The sequence below is a fragment of the Ottowia beijingensis genome (assembly GCF_013423955.1).
Classification (GTDB): Bacteria; Pseudomonadota; Gammaproteobacteria; order Burkholderiales; family Burkholderiaceae_C; genus Ottowia; species Ottowia beijingensis.
In genome coordinates, this window is sequence record NZ_JACCKX010000001.1 from 2,367,841 (window position 1) to 2,384,600 (window position 16,760).

A 16,760-nucleotide genomic window follows, 5' to 3' on the forward strand; every position below is an offset into this window, starting at 1 on the left:
CGCTCGTCCAGAAAGCGCGAGCAGCTATGAATTTTGTAGGAGCGGGCTTGCCCGCGATAGGGCGACAGCATGGCCGGATGCGCCCTATCGCGGGCAACCCCGCTCCTACAAGGTTTCAAGCAAAATTGGCCTCTAGCGCTTACCAGATAAGCGCGAACAGCTATAAAAACAGAAGCGTCAGCGCCGCAGCCGCGTGAACGCTTCGAATTCCCAGCTGCGCATGCCCAGCAGCAGCGTGTAGCCCTCGCGGTCGGCATCTTTCAGCTTCTGGTCCATCTGGTGCTGCTGCGCAAAGTCCTGCGCCACGCGTTGCAGGCGCTCCAGAAACGAGGGCGCGAGCGCACGGCTGACGCTGCCGTGCACCAGCAGCAGGCCTTCGGCCGGCCCGTCGAAGCCGCCGCTGAAGTAGTCCAGCACCACGTGTTCGCGCACGTACTGCATCACCGGGCCGTGCGGGCGCCACCGGAAGGTCTTGGCGACCTTCAGGCGGTAGCGGTTGAGCGGTTTCAGCTCGATCACGCCGATGCGGTCCAGCTGCGCCAGGTACTTGATGACCTCGGCCTCGCTCAGGCGGTAGGCGGCGGTCATCTGCTCCAGCGTCCACTGGCTCAACACGTTGGTGGCCACCAGCAGCAGCTTTTCGTCGGCCACCACGGCGCGCTCCTGCTCGGCCGTCAGCTCTTTCAGCAGCGGCTGCGCGTCGGCCACGCGCTGGGCGACTTCGGCAAAGTCGAGCTTCAGCGCGCGGCAAATCGCATCGATGCGCGACAGCGGCATGTCGCCCTTGGCCAGCATGCGCTTGACGCTGCTTTCGGCCATGCTCAGCTCCCGCGCCAGATCGGCGTAGGTCATCTGGGCGGCTTTCAGCTCTTTCTTCAGGACGGTGACGAGGTCGGCGGTGGTGCTCATGTGGAGGCATTAGAGCATCGAAATGCGATACCAATGGTCGAATGTGCTGTATTGAGGCGCAATATTCGGGGCTGAGATCGCCGAACCCGCAGACAGTGGCGTACCGATCCACTCCACGCCCCACGGGGCCTGTTCACCATGCGTCTGCACACCGCCTCCCACCGCTGGCTGGGCCATCAGGTCGATACCACCGGCGCGTCACGCCCAGCCGAGCTCGCCTTGCTGCTGGCCGTGGCCGCCCTCGCGGTGCTGGCCGCGCTGCTGCCGGCCACCGGGCTGCCCGCCGGCTACCACCACTTTGCCGACCAGCGCACGCTGCTGAGCCTGCCGCACGCGCTGGACGTGCTGAGCAACTTGCCCTTCGCGGCCATGGGCGCATGGGGGTTGTGGTGGCTGCGCCGCGTGCCCGTGGGGTGCATCGACAAGGCGCAGCGCGGGCTGGCGGTCCTGTTCTTCGTCGGCCTGATGGCCACCGCATTCTGTTCGTCCGGCTATCACCTCGACCCGCACGACGCCGGCCTGTGCATCGACCGCGTGGGCATGAGCCTGGCCTTTGCCGGGCTGCTGGGGCTGGCGGCGGCCGACCGCATCGGCACGCGCGCCGGCGTGGCGCTGGCCGCGCTGGTGGCCGTGGCGGCACCGGCCACGGCACTGGTTGCCTGGCTGGGCGGCAACATGACGCCCTGGGCCGTGCTGCAAGGCGGCGGCCTGGTGCTGCTGGCGGCGCTGGCCATGCGCCGGCCACAGTCGCGCGCGCTGGGCTTTTCGATCATCGGCGTGATCGCGTTCTATGCCGTGGCCAAGGCGCTGGAGCTGGCTGACGCGCCGGTCTTTGCGCTGACGCAGCAGCTCATCAGCGGCCACAGCGCCAAGCACCTGGTGGCGGCGCTGGCGGGCTGGCCTGTGGTGCGGGCGCTGCAATCTCTCGCGCAGGGGCGCCAGCCGGCGCGCCAGCCCGCACAATCCGCTGACAACAAGAACCAAAGCATTCTTTCGAGGAAGTTCTTCCCATGAGCCAGACCACCACCGGCGCCCTGGCGCCCGATGCGGCCGTGCCCGCGCCTTCCACACCGGTCGCCCCTGCGCCCGAGGCGCCCAACCAGTTCGCCCTGCTGCGCCAGCGCCGCTTCGCGCCCTTCTTCTGGACGCAGTTCTCGGGCGCAGCCAACGACAACCTGTTCAAGTTCGCCGTCACCGTGATGGTGACCTACCAGCTCAGCGTGGGCTGGCTGCCGCCGGCCATGGCGGGGCTGGTGATCGGGGCGCTGTTCATCCTGCCGTTTCTGCTGTTCTCGGCCACCAGCGGGCAGCTGACGGACAAGCTGGAGAAGTCGTGGCTGATCCGCCGCCTGAAGGATTTCGAGATCGCCATTGCGCTGCTGGCCGCCTGGGGGCTGATGGCGCAGAACGTGCCGGTGATGCTGGGCTGCATCTTCCTGCTGGGCTTTCAGTCGACGGTGTTCGGGCCGGTGAAGTTCGCCTACCTGCCGCAGGCGCTGAACGAGCGCGAACTGACCGGAGGCAACGGCATGGTGGAGATGGGCACCTTCGTCGCCATCCTGATGGGCAACGTGGTGGGTGGGCTGCTGGTGGCGCTGCCCGGCATCGGCCACGCCACGGTGGCCGTGGCCTGCGTGGTGCTGGCGGTGCTGGGGCGCATGACGGCGCAGTTCATTCCCCACGCGCCGGCCACCGACCCGGGCCTGCGCATCAACTGGAACCCGGTCAGCGAAACCTGGCGCAACCTGAAGCTGGCGCACGGCAACATCGTGGTGTTCCGCTCCATGCTGGGCATCTCCTGGATGTGGTTTTTCGGCGCGGTGTTCCTGGCCAACTTCCCGGCCTTCGCCAAGGAACTGCTGCACGGCAACGAGCACGTGGCCTCGCTGCTGCTGGTGGTGTTCTCCATCGGCATCGGCGTCGGCTCGCTGCTGTGCGAGCGGCTGTCGCACCGGCATGTCGAGATCGGCCTGGTGCCGCTGGGCGCCATCGGCATGACGGTGTTCGCGGTCGATTTGTACTTTGCGTCACGCGGCTTGGCCTCGGGCATGGAGCACACGCTGGGCAGCTTCTTGGCCCAGCCCGCGCACTGGCGCGTGATGGCCGACCTGCTGCTGCTCAGCCTGTTCGCGGGCCTGTACAGCGTGCCGATGTACGCGCTGATCCAGCTGCGCAGCGCGCCCACGCACCGCGCGCGCATCATCGCCGCCAACAACATCCTGAACGCGCTGTTCATGATCGCCAGCAGCGTCATCGCCGGGCTGTTGCTGAAGGCCGGCTTCAGCATTCCGCAGATCTTCCTCGTCGTCGGCCTGGCCAACGCCGTGGTGGCGTTCTACATCTTCATGCTGGTGCCTGAATACCTGCTGCGCTTCGTGGCCTGGGTGGCTTCGCGACTGGTGTACCGCTACCGGGTAACGGGCGACGAGCACATCCCCGCCGACGGGCCCGCCGTGCTGGTGGCCAACCACGTGAGCTTTGTCGACGCCGTGCTGCTGATGGCCGCCAGCCCGCGCCCCGTCCGCTTCATCATGGACCACCGCATCTTCAAGGTGCCGGTGCTGGGCTGGATTTTCCGCCTGGCCAAGTGCATCCCCATCGCGCCGCAGAAGGACGACCCGGCCACCTACCAGCGCGCCTTCGACACCGCCGCGCAGGTGCTGCGCGAGGGCGACCTGCTGGGCATCTTCCCCGAAGGCGGCATCACCCGCGACGGCGCACTGCAGCCCTTCAAGGGCGGCGTGATGAAGATCCTGGAGCGCGCCGAGGCCGATGGCGTAAAGGTGCCCGTGGTGCCGATGGCGCTGACCAACCTGTGGGGCTCGTACTTCAGCCGCATCGAAAACGGCGGCGCCATGGCGCGCCCGTTCCGGCGCGGCATTTTTAACCGCGTGGGGTTGAATGTGGGCGAAGCGGTACCGGCGGCGCAGGTGACGCCGCAGGGGTTGCAGGCGCGGGTGGCGGATTTGCTGGCGGCGTAGCGGTGCCTGCCGTGGCGCGCATCAGCACTGAAACAGCTCCGCGTGCGTGCCGGCGCGCACGAAGACGATGTGGCTGTCTGCTTCGCTCAGGCGATAGATCAGCAGGAAGTCGCCACCGATGTGGCATTCGCGGTGGTCCGACCACTCGCCCTTGAGCGCGTGGTCCAGCCATTCGGGCCCAGCGGCGCGTCGGCGGCGATGAGCGGCAGCATGGCCTCCTTCAGCCGCCGCATGTCGTAGCGGCCGGAATGCGTCAGGCGCTGCCAGTCCTTCCGGAAGGCACGGGTGTAGTCGCTGGCGCGTGGCGGCTTGGCGCGCTTGCGCGCCTTGGCGTCAGTCGTCTTGGTCAAGATCGGCCAGCAGGGCGTCGGCGGAGGCGAAGCGGGCGCGCCGCAGGGCGCGCGCCTCCTGCATGGCGGCCACGGTGTCGGCATTGGGCACCTTCAGTTCGAGCGGCAGCGCCTGCTCGGCTACCACGCGGTGCAGCAGCAGGCGCACGGCGTCGGATACCGTGAGGCCCATGGCGCCCAAGGCCTCGGTGGCCTGGGTCTTGAGGGTGTCGTCCACGCGGACGTGCAGCATCGAGGTGGTGGCGGACATGAGGGCTGACTCCTTGGGTGAATCGTATCTCATTTGAGAGACAAAGACCATCGAAGTTCCAAGGCTGGCCGAGGACGACTGGCTGCTTCTCAACTGCCGGTCTTGGGGGCTGTGCAGCCACGGCGGCCAGATGCCGCTCGGTCACATCCCGCGCCATCGCCACCGAGCCCAGCACGGCGTCGGCGTCGTCCTTCACCACGCCAAAGCTCATGTCCACATACAGCTTGCGGCCGTCCTTGTGCACGCCGCGCGTGGTGCGCACTTCTGCGCCGTGGCTGGTGGTGCCGCGCGCTATGGCGCGGTGAAAGCCCTTCCAGTGCGCGGGGCGCAGGCGCTCGGGGATGATGAGGTCCAGGCTCTGGCCCAGCGCCTCGGCGGCGCTGAAGCCGAACACGGCCTCGGCGCCGGGGTTCCACACGCGGATGACACCTTGCGGGTCGGCAAAGATCAGCGCGTCGGGCGTGTGGGCCAGGATGTGCCGGTAGGGTGCGGCATCGGGGGCGCTGGTGTGCATGGGGTTCTCCTCAGCCGCCGGGGGCCATCGCCCGGGATGATGCGCCGCCCCTGCACGGCGTGCAAGGCGCGCCCTACGGCGGGCAAGGTTATCGCGCCTGGCCGGCGCGGTACGGCGCAGGGGCCTGCTAAGTTCAAGTTTTTGAATGCCGTCGTGAAAATCCCCGGCTTGCGCGGGGCGGGCGCAGGCGCAAACTGACCTTCATCATGAGCTCGACCACCCCCATCCCGCCGCCGCCCGCCAACCCGCGCTGTTCATCCCCCATGGCGCCGGCCCGTGTTTCTTCATGGACTGGAACCCGAAGGACGCGTGGGACCGCACCGCCGCCTTCCTGCGCGGCATTCCGGCCAGCCTGCCGGCGGCGCCGAAGGCGATTCTGTTGATATCGGGCCACTGGCTGGCGCCGCGGGCCACGCTGGGCGCGACCGAGCGGCCAGGCCTGATCTACGACTACGGAGGCTTTCCGCCGCACACTTACGAGCTGGCGTACCCGGCGCCCGGCGCGCCCGCCGTAGCGGCGCGCGTGCGGCAGCTGTTGACGGCCGCCGGCCTGCCCGTGGCGCAGGACGACGCGCGCGGCTGGGACCACGGCGTGTTCATCCCGCTGAAGGTGGCTTTCCCCGACGCCGACGTGCCGGTGCTGCAGCTGTCGCTGCTGCAAAGCTGGATGCGGCCGCGCACGTCGAACTCGGCCGCGCGCTGGCGCCGTTGCGCGATGAAGGCGTGCTGATCGTCGGCAGCGGCATGAGCTACCACAACATGCGCGGCTACGGCGATGCGCGCTCGACGCCGGTGGCCGCCGCCTTCGACCGCTGGCTGGGCGAGACGGTCGCGCTGCCGCCCGACGAACGCAACGCGCGCCTGGCCGCGTGGGACACCGCCGCCGGCCCCGCCGGCCGCCTGAGCCACCCGCCGCGCGCCGAAGAGCACCTGCTGCCGCTGCACGTGGTGGCCGGCGCGGCGGGCGAGGGGCGGGGCGCCAAGGTGTTCACCGACCGCGTGATGGCGGTCGACATCTCGGCCTTCCGCTTCGATTGAAAATTTATGCCAAACTGGCCTGCAGCGCCCGACAGATAAGCGCAAAAAGCTATTGAAACAGGAGTATCTTGCATGCACCCCACCGCCCCCGCACGATCGGCCAGACCGGCATCACCCTGTCGCCGCTCGTCTTCGGCGGCAACGTGTTCGGCTGGACGTCCGACAAGGCGGCCTCGCTCGCCATGCTCGACCGCCTGCTCGACGCCGGCCTGACCAGCATCGACACGGCCGACGTGTATTCGCGCTGGGTGCCGGGCAACCAGGGCGGCGAGTCGGAGACGATCCTCGGCGAGTGGATGCAGTCGCGCGGCGCGCGTGATCGCATCCAGCTCATCACCAAGGTCGGGCTGGACATGGGCGAGGCCGGCCAGGGCCTGTCGGCCGCGCACATCGAGCGCGCGGTGGAGGCCTCTTTGAAGCGCCTGCGCACCGACCGCATCGACGTCTACTTCTCGCACCGCTTCGACGACGGTGTGCCGCAGGCCGAGACGCTGGGCGCCTACGACCGGCTGGTGCGCGCCGGCAAGGTGCGCGCCATCGGCGCCAGCAACTTCACCGCGGCACAGGTGCGCGCCGCGCTGGACGTGGCCGCCGCGCAGGGCCTGCCGCGCTATGCCGTGCTGCAGCCCGAATACAACCTGCACGACCGCGCCGGCTTCGACGGCCCGCTGCGCGATCTGGCGCTGGCCGAGGGGCTGGCCGTGATCTGCTACTACAGCCTGGCCAGCGGTTTCTTGACCGGCAAGTACCGCAGCGCGGCCGATCTGGCGCAAAGCCCGCGCGGCGCCGGCATCGGCCAGAAGTACCTGAACCCGCGCGGCCTGCGCATTCTGGCCGCGCTGGACGCCGTGGCCGCGCGCCACGCCGCGCAGCCGGGCGAGGTGGCGCTGGCCTGGCTGATGGCGCGGCCGGGCGTGACGGCGCCCATCGCCAGCGCGTCGAACGTGGCGCAGGTGGAGGGCCTGGTGCGCGCCACGCAACTGCGGCTGTCGGCCGACGATGTGGAAGCGCTCGACGCCGCCAGCGCGCCGGAGGCGGCATGAGCAGCGCCGCCCTGACCTCCACCGCCACCATCGCCACCGCCGAGCCTGCGCGCATCATCCTGCGGCTGTGCAAGCACTGGGGCCACAAGTGGCCGGTGCAGTACGACGAGCAGCACGGCCGCATCGAGCTGCCCATGGGCACGGTGCACCTGCAGGCCGGCGAAGGGCGGCTGACCGCCCGGCTCGACGCCGCGCCCGACGCCGATCTGGACCGCTTCGAGCAGGTGGTGGCCGAGCACGCGCAGCGCATGGCGCGCGGCGAAACCTACGTGTGGGACTGGCGGCGCCAGGCGGCGTGAGCCATGGGGTGAGGCTGCGGCGTGGGTGATGCTGCCATTTTGACGGGGAGTATTATCATTTCGCGCTTATTGCACGGGCGCTGATGGCTTGCATATAGGGAGTATGCAACTGCCGTGCCCGGACTGAGGGGCCGCGAAGCCGCCTCTGCGCCGCCGCCGCGCGGTCGCCCTCCTATGCGCGCAGCAGCGGCGAAAAAGTATCGTCATCAGATACCGTTGGGGTGTGAAAGTGCCACCGGCACGCATTTCTCGCTGCTTTTCAGCGTGCCGCGCCCACACTCCGGTTCCATGTTCAACCCCACTCATGGAACCCACATGCAAACCCCCATCCGTCGCGACTCCAAGCCCTGGCAACTGCAAGTCTGGGCGTCGTTCGGCATCGCCCTCACGCTGTGCGCCATCGGCCTGGCCTGGCTGCCGGGGCAGGACCTGGACCGCGCCTTCATGTTCATGGGCTACCTGTTCTGCCTGAGCACCGCCTTCGTGCTGTCGAAGTTCGTGCGTGACGGCGAGATGGCGCGCGACGCCGGCACGCGCCGCGTGGCCGACACGCCCATGTTCAAGCTGGTGGTGTGGGGCGGCTTCGGCTTCGCCATGGCGCTCACCGCCTGGGGCCTGCTGCGCATGGACATCAACGAGACCTACAAGGTCTTTCTGGGCGTGAGCTGGCTGTACCTGATCACCTGCGCCTTCACGCTGGCCAAGATGCTGCGTGACCGGCAGGAAGCCGATCTGCTGGAAGCCGAATACCGCGGCCGCCGGGCAGCGCGCGCTGAAGCCGCCCAGGACGCCGCCGCCTGACACCCACCCTGTGGGAGCGGGCTTGCCCGCGATGGGGCGTGGCCGGAGTGCGATGCGCCGCCATAGCGGGCAAGCCCGCTCCCACATGTCCCTTCGCGCTCTAGCGCTCACCCATTGGGCGCTGGCAGCTACTCATTCAGGAGCAAATCATGTCTCAAGATAACGTGATGCAACATCTGCGCCGCGCCACCGCCGCCGTGCTGTGCGCCAGCGCCCTGCTGCTGGCATCCACCCAGGCCGCCCAGGCACAGAGCGAAGTCTCGGTCGGCCTGTCGATGCTGCCGGTGGCCTCGGTCGTCGGCGCCGCGTCGGTCGCCGGCGCGGCGGCCAGCACGGTGGTCGCCATCCCGGTGGCACTGGCCGTCAGCGGCGCGGTGCTGACGGTGAAGGCCATCGAAGTGTCGGCGCGCGGCACCGTCATCGTGCTGGAGCGCGCCAGCGACGCGGCCACGGCCAGCGTGGAACTGGGCGCGGCGGCGGCCGGCGGCGTGGCGCTGAGCGTGGGTGCCAGCGTGGTCACCACGGTGATCGCCAGCGGCGTCATCCTGTCGGCCGCGGGCGAGGTGCTGTGCTTCATCCCCAACGCCATCGGCCGGGCGCTGCTCTACAACGAGCGGATTCTTTGAGGTGTCGATCATGAAACTGCGATTCGCTACGTTATTGATAGCTGCCGGCGCCCTGCTGCTGGGCGCCACGGCCGCACAGGCCGGTCGCCGCTGCGAGGCCGCCAAGCCCACGCCGCAGGTCATCGAGCGCGGCCTGAACCTGGCGCAACGCACTGCCGCCGCGCTGGACGCCGCGCACGCCCGCGACGGCACGCGCGTGGTGCTGCTGGCGCGCGCCGGGCAGGACCTGACCCGGTACAGCCAGCACTGGTCGCACGTGGCCTGGGCCTACCGCACGCCCGAGGGGCCGTGGCGCGTGGTGCACAAGCTCAACGAATGCGGCACAGACCAGTCCATCATCACGCGCCAGGGCCTGGGCGAGTTCTTCCTGGACGACCTGTGGCGCTACGAAGCCGCCTGGGTGGCGCCTTCGCCCGAGTTGCAGGGCGCGCTGTGGCCGCTGCTGCAGGACAACCGCCGCGCCGGCACGCTGCACCAGCGGCGCTACAGCATGGTCAGCTACGCCTGGGGCACGCGCTACCAGCAGAGCAACCAGTGGGCCATCGAGACGCTGGCGCTGGCGGCCGAGCCGCACGCGCTGCGGCGCGAGCAGGCGCAGGCCTGGCTGCGGCTGAAGGACTATCGCCCCACCACGCTGCGCATCGGCGCGCTCACGCGCCTGGGCGGGCGCATGACGGCGGGCAACGTGGCTTTCGACGACCACCCGCCGACGCAGCGCTTTGCCGACCGCATCGAGACGGTGACGGCCGATTCGGTGCTCGACTGGCTGCAGCGCGCGCCGCTGGGCGGCGGGTGCAGCGGCTGGGCGGGTGATGGGGGTTGGCTTATTTGCTATGTTAAAAATAGCTTCTGGCGCTTGCTGGACGGGCGCTTGAGGGCGATTTGGCTCTTAAGCTCAACCCGGCTTGCCGCCCGGTGCCTGCAACATGTCCTCGCTGGCCTTGCGCGCGCGTTCCTCGGCAATCTGGTCGTCCAGCTCGGTCTCGGGCGACACATCGCCCTGGTCACGCGCGACGGCGCGCGGGTCCACGCTGGTGATGGGCGGCGTCTGGGCCGGTGCGGTATCGGCGTGCGCGGCGGGCTGCACCAGTTGCACGCGGTAGGTGGGCTCGGGCAGGTCCATGCCGGCGTCTTCCAGTGCCTTCTTCACCAGGCGGATGGCCTCGCTGCGGGCCTTGAAGAAGCCGGTCTCGCGCTGGTTGACCCAGGCGTAGTAGCTGATGGTGACCGATGAATCGCCCACCAGATCGACGGTGGCGCTGGGCGCCGGGTCGTCCAGCACGCCCTGCATGGCGGCCAGCGTGGCCACGCCCAGGTCCTGCGCGCGCTGCAGGTCCTCGCCATAGCTCACGCCCAGCGTGAAGCTGAAGCGCCGCCTGGGATTGTGGGTGAAGTTGAGCAGCACCGCCTTGAACACCGTGGCGTTGGGCAGGCGCAGCTCGTTGCCGTCCATCGTCATCAGCACCGTGTTGCGGGTCGACAGCGACACCACGCGCCCCTCGTGGCTGTCGACGCGCACATGGTCGCCCGGCTCGAACGGGCGCTTGAGGCTGAGCAGGATGCCCGAGAGGTAGTTCTCGGCCATGTCGCGGAAGGCAAAGCCCAGCACGATGCCCACCACGCCCGCCGAGCCCAGCACGGCGGTGACCAGCGCAGTGGCGCCCAGCAGATCGAGCGCGATCAGGATGCCGACGATCAGGAACGCCGCGCGCACGCCGCGCCGGATGACGGTACCCAGGAACGGGTTGCGGCTGTCGAGCCGCACGATGTGCAGGTGCCGGGCCAGCCAGCCGCCCAGCCAGCGCATCACCATCACCACGACGATGGCGGTGATCAGCAGCGGGATGGCGGCCACGGCGCGGGCGGCGCGGTCCTTCAGCAGCTCCCAGGTCTCGTGCAGGCGGGCGCCGAAGTCGGCCGCCAGGGTGAGCTGGTTCTCGACCGCCACCACGCCGTCGACGGCGGCCACCACCTTGGTGGCGAGCTGGCGCGCCTCGTTGTCGGGCACGCTGCCGTGCAGCGTGGCCACGCCGGCCTGCACCGCCGGCGTGATGGCGCGGAAGGTGACGTTGCGCGACAGGCGCGCGGTCACCTCGGCCAGGATGCGCTCGTCGTCCTGCTGCGTTGCGCGCGCGGCCTGTTGCACCAGTTTGGGGTTGGCGGCGGCCGGCGCCTCGGACGCGGTGGAGGCGGCGGCGCGCGCCTTGAGCGCGCCCAGCAGCGCGGCGGGCTCTTGCGCGCGGGCCGGCGCGGCCCCCATCAAGGCGGCCAGCAGCAGGGCGAACAGCGTGGCCAGGCGGCTTGGGCCAGACGAAAAACGGAAGGCTGAAAAAGGCATCGCGCGATCATGCCGCAAGCTGTGGCCAGCGCACGTGGGACGGCGTCGCGTGACAGGCGCCAGAAGCTCAATGGCCGAAGGCCGCGGAGCAGGCCATGCGAGGGCACCCGTGGCCGGACCTGCGCCGGCCAGTGGGTGCGTCCCCTTTCAGGGGAAGCCGCGTCAGCGGCTCAGGGGTCATCCATTTTTGTACCCACTCGATGAAGCGGTCCATCGCCGGCACGGCGGCGGTGGCGCGTTCGCTGTTGACGACGATGGCCACGGCGATCATGCGGCCCGACTTGCCGCGCACATAGCCGGCCAGCGAACGCACGCCGGTCAGCGTGCCGGTCTTCAGGAAGGCGTTGCGCTGCGCGGGCGAGCCCTTGAAGCGGTGGCTGAGCGTGCCGTCGGCACCCGCCACGGGCAGCGAGGCCAGGAATACCTTCTGCACCTTCGCGTCGTTCCACGCCGCCTGCAGCAGCTGCACCATGGTCAGCACGTTGCCGCGCTCGGTGTGCGCCAGGCCCGAGCCGTTGTCGATGTGCGGCGCGTCCTGGGCCAGCCCGTGCTTCTTGAGCCACTGGCCCATGCGCTGCCGGGCCAGCTGCAGCGTGGAGGTGGTGGGCGAGAAGCCCGGCGCGATGGACAGCAGCAGGTTGCGCGCCATCAGGTTGTTGCTGTCCTTGTTGATGGCGCGCACCAGCTCGGGCAGCGGGGCCGATTCCAGCGTGGCCCAGGGCTTGCCGGGGTAGGGGCTGGCGGGGTGCGGGCGCGCCGCGCGCCGCGCACCGTGGGGGCGGCGCCGTCGCGGTGGATCACGCGGTCGGTGAGTTGCCCGCCCGAGGCGGCCCAGGCGCCTGCCACCAGCGCCGCCGTCAGCGCGCGGCCGGGGCGGCCTCCATGGTCAGCGCGCTGGCGCAGCGCGGCGACCACTGGCCGCTGATGACGACGCGGCCGACCGGGGCCACGGGGGTGGGTGGTGTGGCGGCCGGCTCGGGCATGCTGGCAGCGGCCTGCGGCACTGATGCGGCGCTGGCGCTGGCCTCGGCACTGGCCGGGCTGGAGGCCGCGACCGCGATGTAGGGCGATGGCGCGGGCGCTGGCGGCGGAGCGGGCTTGGCTGCCGGCTTCGAAAGATCAGGTGCCGGTGCCGGCTCGAACCGCGCCTGCGCCGTGCAGGCCCGCGCGCCGCCGAGCTGGTTGACGACCTCGATCTGCCCCAGCGGCGGATCGAACGTGGCCGCCAGCGCGCCGCCATCGCCCGCGCGCAGCGCCACGCGGAAGCGGTTCTCATCCATCACGAAGGCATCGGGCCAGGCGTGGTGCGGGTTGCCGGCCTCGGGCACGGGGGTGTTGGCATGGTCCTTGTCGGCCAGGCGGAACAGGCTCTGGTCGAGCACGATGTGGCCCTGCACCTGCGTCAGCCCCTGCCTGTGCAGGCGCTTGAACCAGTCGGTGAGGCGCTTGCTGTCCAGCGTGGCATCGCCGCCGCCCACCAGCACCAGGTCGCCCGCCAGCTTGCCATCGACCGGCGCGCCAGTGAGCCAGGCGCGCGTGCGCCAGCGGTAGTTGCGCGGCAGCGTCTGCAGGCTGGCCAGCGTGGTGATGACCTTGGTGGTGGAGGCCAGGGTGAAGGGCAGCTTCTCGTTGTGCGAGATCAGCAGCGGCGCGCCCGCGGCCAGCGGCTGGGCCAGCAGGGCGACTTCGGAATCCTTGATGCCGGCCTTCTGCAGCGCGGTCCACACCTCGGTGGCATCGGGGCGCGCACGGCCGGGGCGCTGGCCGGTGGCGTCGGCGCGATTGTGGCGGCACCGGCCGTCGACGGGGCGATGGAGCGTTCACCCGCGGCGGGTGTGGGAGCCTGCGCCAGCGCGGGCGCGGCGGCCAGCAGCCAAGCCAATGCGGCACTGGCCCCTGCGGGCCACGCTGAAAACGACAGGCGTTTGCTCATGAATCAATAGCTGCTCACGCTTGCTGGACGGGCGCTGGATGCCAATCTGGCTTGTCATCCATCAACGCGCCTGCGGCGCACCAGGATTACACGCCGCGTGCGCGGTCCGTGGCAAATTGCGCGGTGAAGGTGCTGAGCTGCCCCGCGTCCAGCGCGCCGCGCACCTCGGCCATGAGCTGCAGGTAGTAATGCAGGTTGTGCACCGTGCCCAGCATGGGGCCGAGCATTTCGCCGCAGCGGTCCAGGTGATGCAGGTAGGCGCGGCTGAAGCCGTCGCGCCCGCCTTGCGCATACGGCACGCCCGAACTGCCGGCACAGGCGTAGCAGGTGCAGGTCTCGTCGATCGGCCGCGCGTCGGTCTTGTGCCGCGCGTTGCGGATCTTCAAGTCGCCGAAGCGGGTGAAGTAGTGGCCGTTGCGCGCATTGCGCGTGGGCATCACGCAGTCGAACATGTCCACGCCCTGCTGCACGCCGTAGACCAGGTCTTCCGGCGTGCCCACGCCCATCAGGTAGCGCGGCTTGTGCGCGGGCAGGCGGTGCGGCGTGTGCGCGGTGATGCGCAGCATGTCTTCCTTCGGCTCGCCCACGCTGACGCCGCCGACGGCATAACCGGGGAAGTCCATTTCAACCAGCTGCTCCAGCGACTCCTGCCGCAGGTGCTCGAACATGCCTCCCTGCACGATGCCGAACAGGGCGTTGGGGTTCTGCAGCCGCGCGAATTCGGCCTGGCAGCGCCTGGCCCAGCGCAGCTCAGTTCCATGCTGGCACGCGCCTCGCGCTCGGTCGTGAGGTGGCCCTTGGTCTCGTAAGGCGTGCACTCGTCGAACTGCATCACGATGTCACTGTTCAGCACCGTCTGGATCTGCATCGACGTTTCGGGCGTAAGGAACAGCCGGTCGCCATTGACGGGCGAAGCGAACTTCACGCCCTCCTCGCTGATTTTCCGCATCTCGCCCAGCGACCAGACCTGGAAACCGCCCGAGTCGGTCAGGATCGGCTTGTGCCAGTTCTCGAAGGGGTGCAGCCCGCCGAACTGCTGCAGCACGTCGAGGCCGGGCCGCATCCACAGGTGGAAGGTGTTGCCCAGGATGATCTGCGCGCCCATCTCATGCAGGCTGCGCGGCATCACGCCCTTGACGGTGCCGTAGGTGCCCACGGGCATGAAGATCGGCGTCTCGACCACGCCGTGGTTCAGCGTCAGGCGGCCGCGGCGGGCGTGGCTGGCGGGGTCGGTGGCGAGCAGCTCGAAATGCAGCATGGGCCGCTTTCAAGCGGCGGGCTTGTGGGCGATGACCAGAAAGCCCGGCAGCGGCTCGTCGTTTTCCATGCGCAGGGCCGGCAGGTGCTCGATCTTCACGTCGTCGAAGCCAGCCTCACGACACAGGCGTTCGACGTGCGAGGCCTTGTGGGCGTAACGCTGGCTCTTGCGCAGCACCAGGTCCGGCTCGTCTTCTGCAGCCGCTTCGCAGGTGAAGATGAAGTGCCCACCGGCCTTGAGGATGCGATGGGCGTTGGGGATCACTGGCGTCAGGTCGCCGACGTAGACCAGGACGTCGAGGCAGGTGATGGCCTCGTAGTGGTCGGCAGGCGTGTCGCGCAAAGCATCCAGCACGTTGACGTTGTGAAAGCGTGCGTAGACGTTGTGCCGTGCCGCCTGTTCGATCATCTTTTCGGACAGGTCAACCCCGATGATGAAGCCGTTGATGGGGCCGAGATAAACGCCCAGCAGGCCCGTGCCGCAGCCCAGGTCCAGCAGGTTGAAACGGCGGTCGGGATGCAGTTCGTTCAGGATTTGCGCGGTTCGCTCGGGCACCTTGTACTTCAGGCCGCGTACCAAGTGCATGTCGAATCTGGATGCATAGTCATCGAACAGAGAGGACACTACATCCCGCGGTTGCGTGGAAGGGGTTTGCCCGTGTGCCACCGCGTGAAAATACTGCGCATTCGCATCGTCTGGTTGCAGCGCCAGCAACTGGTCTGCTATGGCCTCCGCCGCAGCGTTGTCCTTTACGCCCATTGCGCAGGTCAAAGTGCCCCGCAAGGCCAGTATGTTCTGAGGCTGCGCACGCGTCACTTCCTCGAAGTGAGGTCGTGCTGACTCGTATTCTTTCTTGCGCGCGAGGCAATCGCCCAAGATCAAGTGATACTGCAAATCTTCGGGTTGCAGTTCCAGCCCCGTGCGCGCCCATTGGATGGCTTCGTCGGTGGCAGCCGCAATGTTGGCGACTGCCGCTGCACGCTGAATCACCATGATGTCACGAGGTGCCTGGGCGACAGCCTTGCGCGCGTGCTGCATGGCTTCCTCATTCTTGCCTTGCCGGGTCAGTGAAAGCGCCAGCTCAATAAGGGCTACAGGCCAATCAGGCGCCAGTGCCAGTGCGCGACGGGCGGCCATGGTTGCAGCTTCGAAGTTGCGTGCGACGGTCGCCAGGCGCATGCCCATCAAGGGACGCGCGCGTCTCTTGGTGCCGCGCGTTGGGCCTGATTCAATGACAGTGCCGCATCCTGCAACTTGCCTTCGCCAATGAGGCCCGGATGCGGGCCAACTCCGTAGTGAACGCGTCGTTGGGAATCTTGTAATTGGACATAGAAGAGCGGAAGAACGTCTGGTCGGTGCCGACGATGAAGAAGCTGGCGCCACGGCAAGCAGGACTCGCAAGGTGCGCGGAACCCGGGATTATCTGGTATGGCTGTGCCCAGCGCACGGGTTGTCGGCAAAGGTGTGTTGCACCAGCTCCCGCAGCCAGCGGTGCGCCGGGTCCCGATGCGTTCGCGCGTGCCATACCTGATGGATCACGGATGGCGCCAGGCTTGCGGGCACCGGCCGGCGCGTCAAGGCCAGCGTGGCGCAGATGCGCTCGCCGAAGCGTTCCGGCACAGTAGCGACGAGATCGGTGTGCAGCAGCACGTGGCCCAGCGCAACGTAGTCGGGCACGGCCAGGCGTATGCGGCGCTGCATGCCCAGCCTCTGCAACTGGGGTTCGATGCGGCCGTGGCCGGAGCCGCCGGCCTCGACCCGGACGTGATCGCACCCCAGGAAGCTGGCCTTGCCCCATGGGCGCAGGGTGGCCGGATGCCCCGCCCGCATCAGGCAGGTATAGCCCTGCCGGAACAGCACCTGCTGAAAGAACCCGGTTTGCAGGTGGGGCAGCCAGCCCAGTGCCAGGTCGATTCGGCCGTCGGCCATGCCGTCAGCCAGCTCCGCATCGCTCAGGGCGACCGTGCGCAGGCTGACCTGGGGCGCCGTGTGGGCCAGCACTTCCATGAGCTGCGGCAGAAAGTAGATCTGGCCCACGTCCGACATGGCGATGGAGAAGTGGCGTGGGTCGCGGGCCGGGTCGAAATCCTGTGCCCTGGCCAGCGCGCCGTCGATGAGCTCCAGCGCCTGCGCCACGGCGGGTGCGATGTGCAGCGCGTACGCGGTGGGCTGCATGCCGGCAGCGGTGCGCAGAAACAGTTCGTCGCCGAGCTCGTTGCGCAGCCGGCGCAGCGCGTTGCTGACCGTCGGTTGCGATAACCCCAGCGCCAGCGCGGTGCGGGAAACCCGGCGCTCACGCATCAGTTGCGCGAACACTCGCAGCAAGTTCAGATCCAACTGGCGTACGTCCATGAGCGGATTATTCTCAAACAAAATAATTCAAATCAGCTAGGGGCCATTGATGAATGATTGAAAGCGGC

At 68.8% G+C, this 16,760-nt stretch carries 15 protein-coding genes and 4 pseudogenes; 8 read left to right on the forward strand and 11 right to left on the reverse strand.

Features of this window, described 5'->3' with window-relative positions; genetic code table 11:
* Positions 1–177: 177 nt before the first annotated feature.
* The gene (locus H0I39_RS11915) at positions 178–909 is read right to left on the reverse strand and encodes a helix-turn-helix domain-containing protein (RefSeq protein WP_180550629.1); all 732 of its coding nucleotides are present in this window, start codon (positions 907–909) and stop codon (positions 178–180) included.
* Between the two features lie 138 nt (positions 910–1,047).
* On the opposite strand from H0I39_RS11915, the gene H0I39_RS11920 reads away from it, so the two are divergent.
* Entirely contained in the window at positions 1,048–1,923 is an 876-nt protein-coding gene (locus H0I39_RS11920) for a hypothetical protein (RefSeq protein ID WP_180550630.1), read from the forward strand.
* Positions 1,920–3,890, forward strand: a complete 1,971-nt coding sequence (locus H0I39_RS11925; protein WP_180550631.1) for an MFS transporter — start codon at positions 1,920–1,922, stop codon at positions 3,888–3,890. The genes H0I39_RS11920 and H0I39_RS11925 overlap by 4 nt, the downstream gene beginning before the upstream one ends.
* 21 nt (positions 3,891–3,911) lie before the next feature.
* On the opposite strand, the gene H0I39_RS24630 is transcribed toward H0I39_RS11925, so the two are convergent.
* From H0I39_RS24630 to H0I39_RS11940, 4 genes and pseudogenes are all read right to left on the reverse strand, one after another.
* Positions 3,912–4,058 (reverse strand): type II toxin-antitoxin system YafQ family toxin, encoded by a 147-nt coding sequence (locus tag H0I39_RS24630; protein ID WP_307776904.1) that lies wholly within the window; start codon positions 4,056–4,058, stop codon positions 3,912–3,914.
* Positions 3,989–4,240, reverse strand: coding sequence for a type II toxin-antitoxin system RelE/ParE family toxin (locus tag H0I39_RS23350; RefSeq protein ID WP_307776816.1), 252 nt, complete (start codon positions 4,238–4,240; stop codon positions 3,989–3,991). The genes H0I39_RS24630 and H0I39_RS23350 overlap by 70 nt, the downstream gene beginning before the upstream one ends.
* Entirely contained in the window at positions 4,224–4,490 is a 267-nt protein-coding gene (locus tag H0I39_RS11935; RefSeq protein WP_257645769.1) for a type II toxin-antitoxin system RelB/DinJ family antitoxin, read from the reverse strand. Before H0I39_RS11935 ends, H0I39_RS23350 begins: the two co-directional genes overlap by 17 nt.
* A gap of 136 nt (positions 4,491–4,626) precedes the next feature.
* A pseudogene (locus tag H0I39_RS11940) lies at positions 4,627–5,004 on the reverse strand (PAS domain-containing protein); the annotation flags it as partial.
* Between the two features lie 286 nt (positions 5,005–5,290).
* Between H0I39_RS11940 and H0I39_RS11945 the strand changes: the two are divergent.
* The 6 genes and pseudogenes from H0I39_RS11945 to H0I39_RS22230 form a co-directional block, all read left to right on the forward strand.
* Positions 5,291–6,042, forward strand: a pseudogene (locus tag H0I39_RS11945) (DODA-type extradiol aromatic ring-opening family dioxygenase).
* Between the two features lie 68 nt (positions 6,043–6,110).
* Positions 6,111–7,085, forward strand: a complete 975-nt coding sequence (locus H0I39_RS11950; protein WP_180550632.1) for an aldo/keto reductase — start codon at positions 6,111–6,113, stop codon at positions 7,083–7,085.
* Complete coding sequence (locus H0I39_RS11955; RefSeq protein WP_180550633.1) at positions 7,082–7,384, forward strand: DUF2218 domain-containing protein; 303 nt, start codon at positions 7,082–7,084, stop codon at positions 7,382–7,384. Before H0I39_RS11950 ends, H0I39_RS11955 begins: the two co-directional genes overlap by 4 nt.
* Before the next feature lie 315 nt (positions 7,385–7,699).
* Complete coding sequence (locus H0I39_RS11960) at positions 7,700–8,185, forward strand: YiaA/YiaB family inner membrane protein (protein ID WP_180550634.1); 486 nt, start codon at positions 7,700–7,702, stop codon at positions 8,183–8,185.
* A gap of 146 nt (positions 8,186–8,331) precedes the next feature.
* Positions 8,332–8,811: a hypothetical protein gene (locus H0I39_RS11965; RefSeq protein WP_373368341.1), complete on the forward strand. Its 480-nt coding sequence runs from the start codon at positions 8,332–8,334 to the stop codon at positions 8,809–8,811.
* 10 nt (positions 8,812–8,821) lie between these two features.
* Positions 8,822–9,601, forward strand: a pseudogene (locus H0I39_RS22230) (DUF2145 domain-containing protein); the annotation flags it as partial.
* Positions 9,602–9,706: 105 nt separating this feature from the next.
* Here the strand turns inward: H0I39_RS22230 and H0I39_RS11970 are convergent.
* The 6 genes and pseudogenes from H0I39_RS11970 to H0I39_RS11995 form a co-directional block, all read right to left on the reverse strand.
* Complete coding sequence (locus tag H0I39_RS11970) at positions 9,707–11,149, reverse strand: mechanosensitive ion channel family protein (RefSeq protein WP_180550635.1); 1,443 nt, start codon at positions 11,147–11,149, stop codon at positions 9,707–9,709.
* 67 nt (positions 11,150–11,216) lie between these two features.
* The gene (gene dacB / locus H0I39_RS11975; protein WP_180551799.1) at positions 11,217–11,984 is read right to left on the reverse strand and encodes a D-alanyl-D-alanine carboxypeptidase/D-alanyl-D-alanine endopeptidase; all 768 of its coding nucleotides are present in this window, start codon (positions 11,982–11,984) and stop codon (positions 11,217–11,219) included.
* A 22-nt stretch (positions 11,985–12,006) separates the two neighbouring features.
* The gene (locus H0I39_RS11980; RefSeq protein WP_180550636.1) at positions 12,007–12,876 is read right to left on the reverse strand and encodes a D-alanyl-D-alanine carboxypeptidase; all 870 of its coding nucleotides are present in this window, start codon (positions 12,874–12,876) and stop codon (positions 12,007–12,009) included.
* A 292-nt stretch (positions 12,877–13,168) separates the two neighbouring features.
* A pseudogene (gene tgt / locus H0I39_RS11985) lies at positions 13,169–14,340 on the reverse strand (tRNA guanosine(34) transglycosylase Tgt).
* 9 nt (positions 14,341–14,349) lie between these two features.
* The gene (locus tag H0I39_RS11990; RefSeq protein ID WP_257646127.1) at positions 14,350–15,525 is read right to left on the reverse strand and encodes a methyltransferase; all 1,176 of its coding nucleotides are present in this window, start codon (positions 15,523–15,525) and stop codon (positions 14,350–14,352) included.
* A 234-nt stretch (positions 15,526–15,759) separates the two neighbouring features.
* Complete coding sequence (locus H0I39_RS11995; protein WP_180550638.1) at positions 15,760–16,692, reverse strand: LysR family transcriptional regulator; 933 nt, start codon at positions 16,690–16,692, stop codon at positions 15,760–15,762.
* Positions 16,693–16,760: the final 68 nt, after the last annotated feature.

Coding starts and splice junctions, on each gene's coding strand:
- H0I39_RS11925 (WP_180550631.1), top strand. CDS start 1,920: ATGAGCCAGACCACCACCGGCGCCCTGGCGCCCGATGCGGCCGTGCCC.
- H0I39_RS11960 (WP_180550634.1), top strand. CDS start 7,700: ATGCAAACCCCCATCCGTCGCGACTCCAAGCCCTGGCAACTGCAAGTC.
- H0I39_RS11915 (WP_180550629.1), bottom strand. CDS start 909: ATGAGCACCACCGCCGACCTCGTCACCGTCCTGAAGAAAGAGCTGAAA.
- H0I39_RS11920 (WP_180550630.1), top strand. CDS start 1,048: ATGCGTCTGCACACCGCCTCCCACCGCTGGCTGGGCCATCAGGTCGAT.
- H0I39_RS11990 (WP_257646127.1), bottom strand. CDS start 15,525: ATGGGCATGCGCCTGGCGACCGTCGCACGCAACTTCGAAGCTGCAACC.
- H0I39_RS11970 (WP_180550635.1), bottom strand. CDS start 11,149: ATGCCTTTTTCAGCCTTCCGTTTTTCGTCTGGCCCAAGCCGCCTGGCC.
- H0I39_RS11995 (WP_180550638.1), bottom strand. CDS start 16,692: ATGGACGTACGCCAGTTGGATCTGAACTTGCTGCGAGTGTTCGCGCAA.
- H0I39_RS11955 (WP_180550633.1), top strand. CDS start 7,082: ATGAGCAGCGCCGCCCTGACCTCCACCGCCACCATCGCCACCGCCGAG.
- H0I39_RS11935 (WP_257645769.1), bottom strand. CDS start 4,490: ATGTCCGCCACCACCTCGATGCTGCACGTCCGCGTGGACGACACCCTC.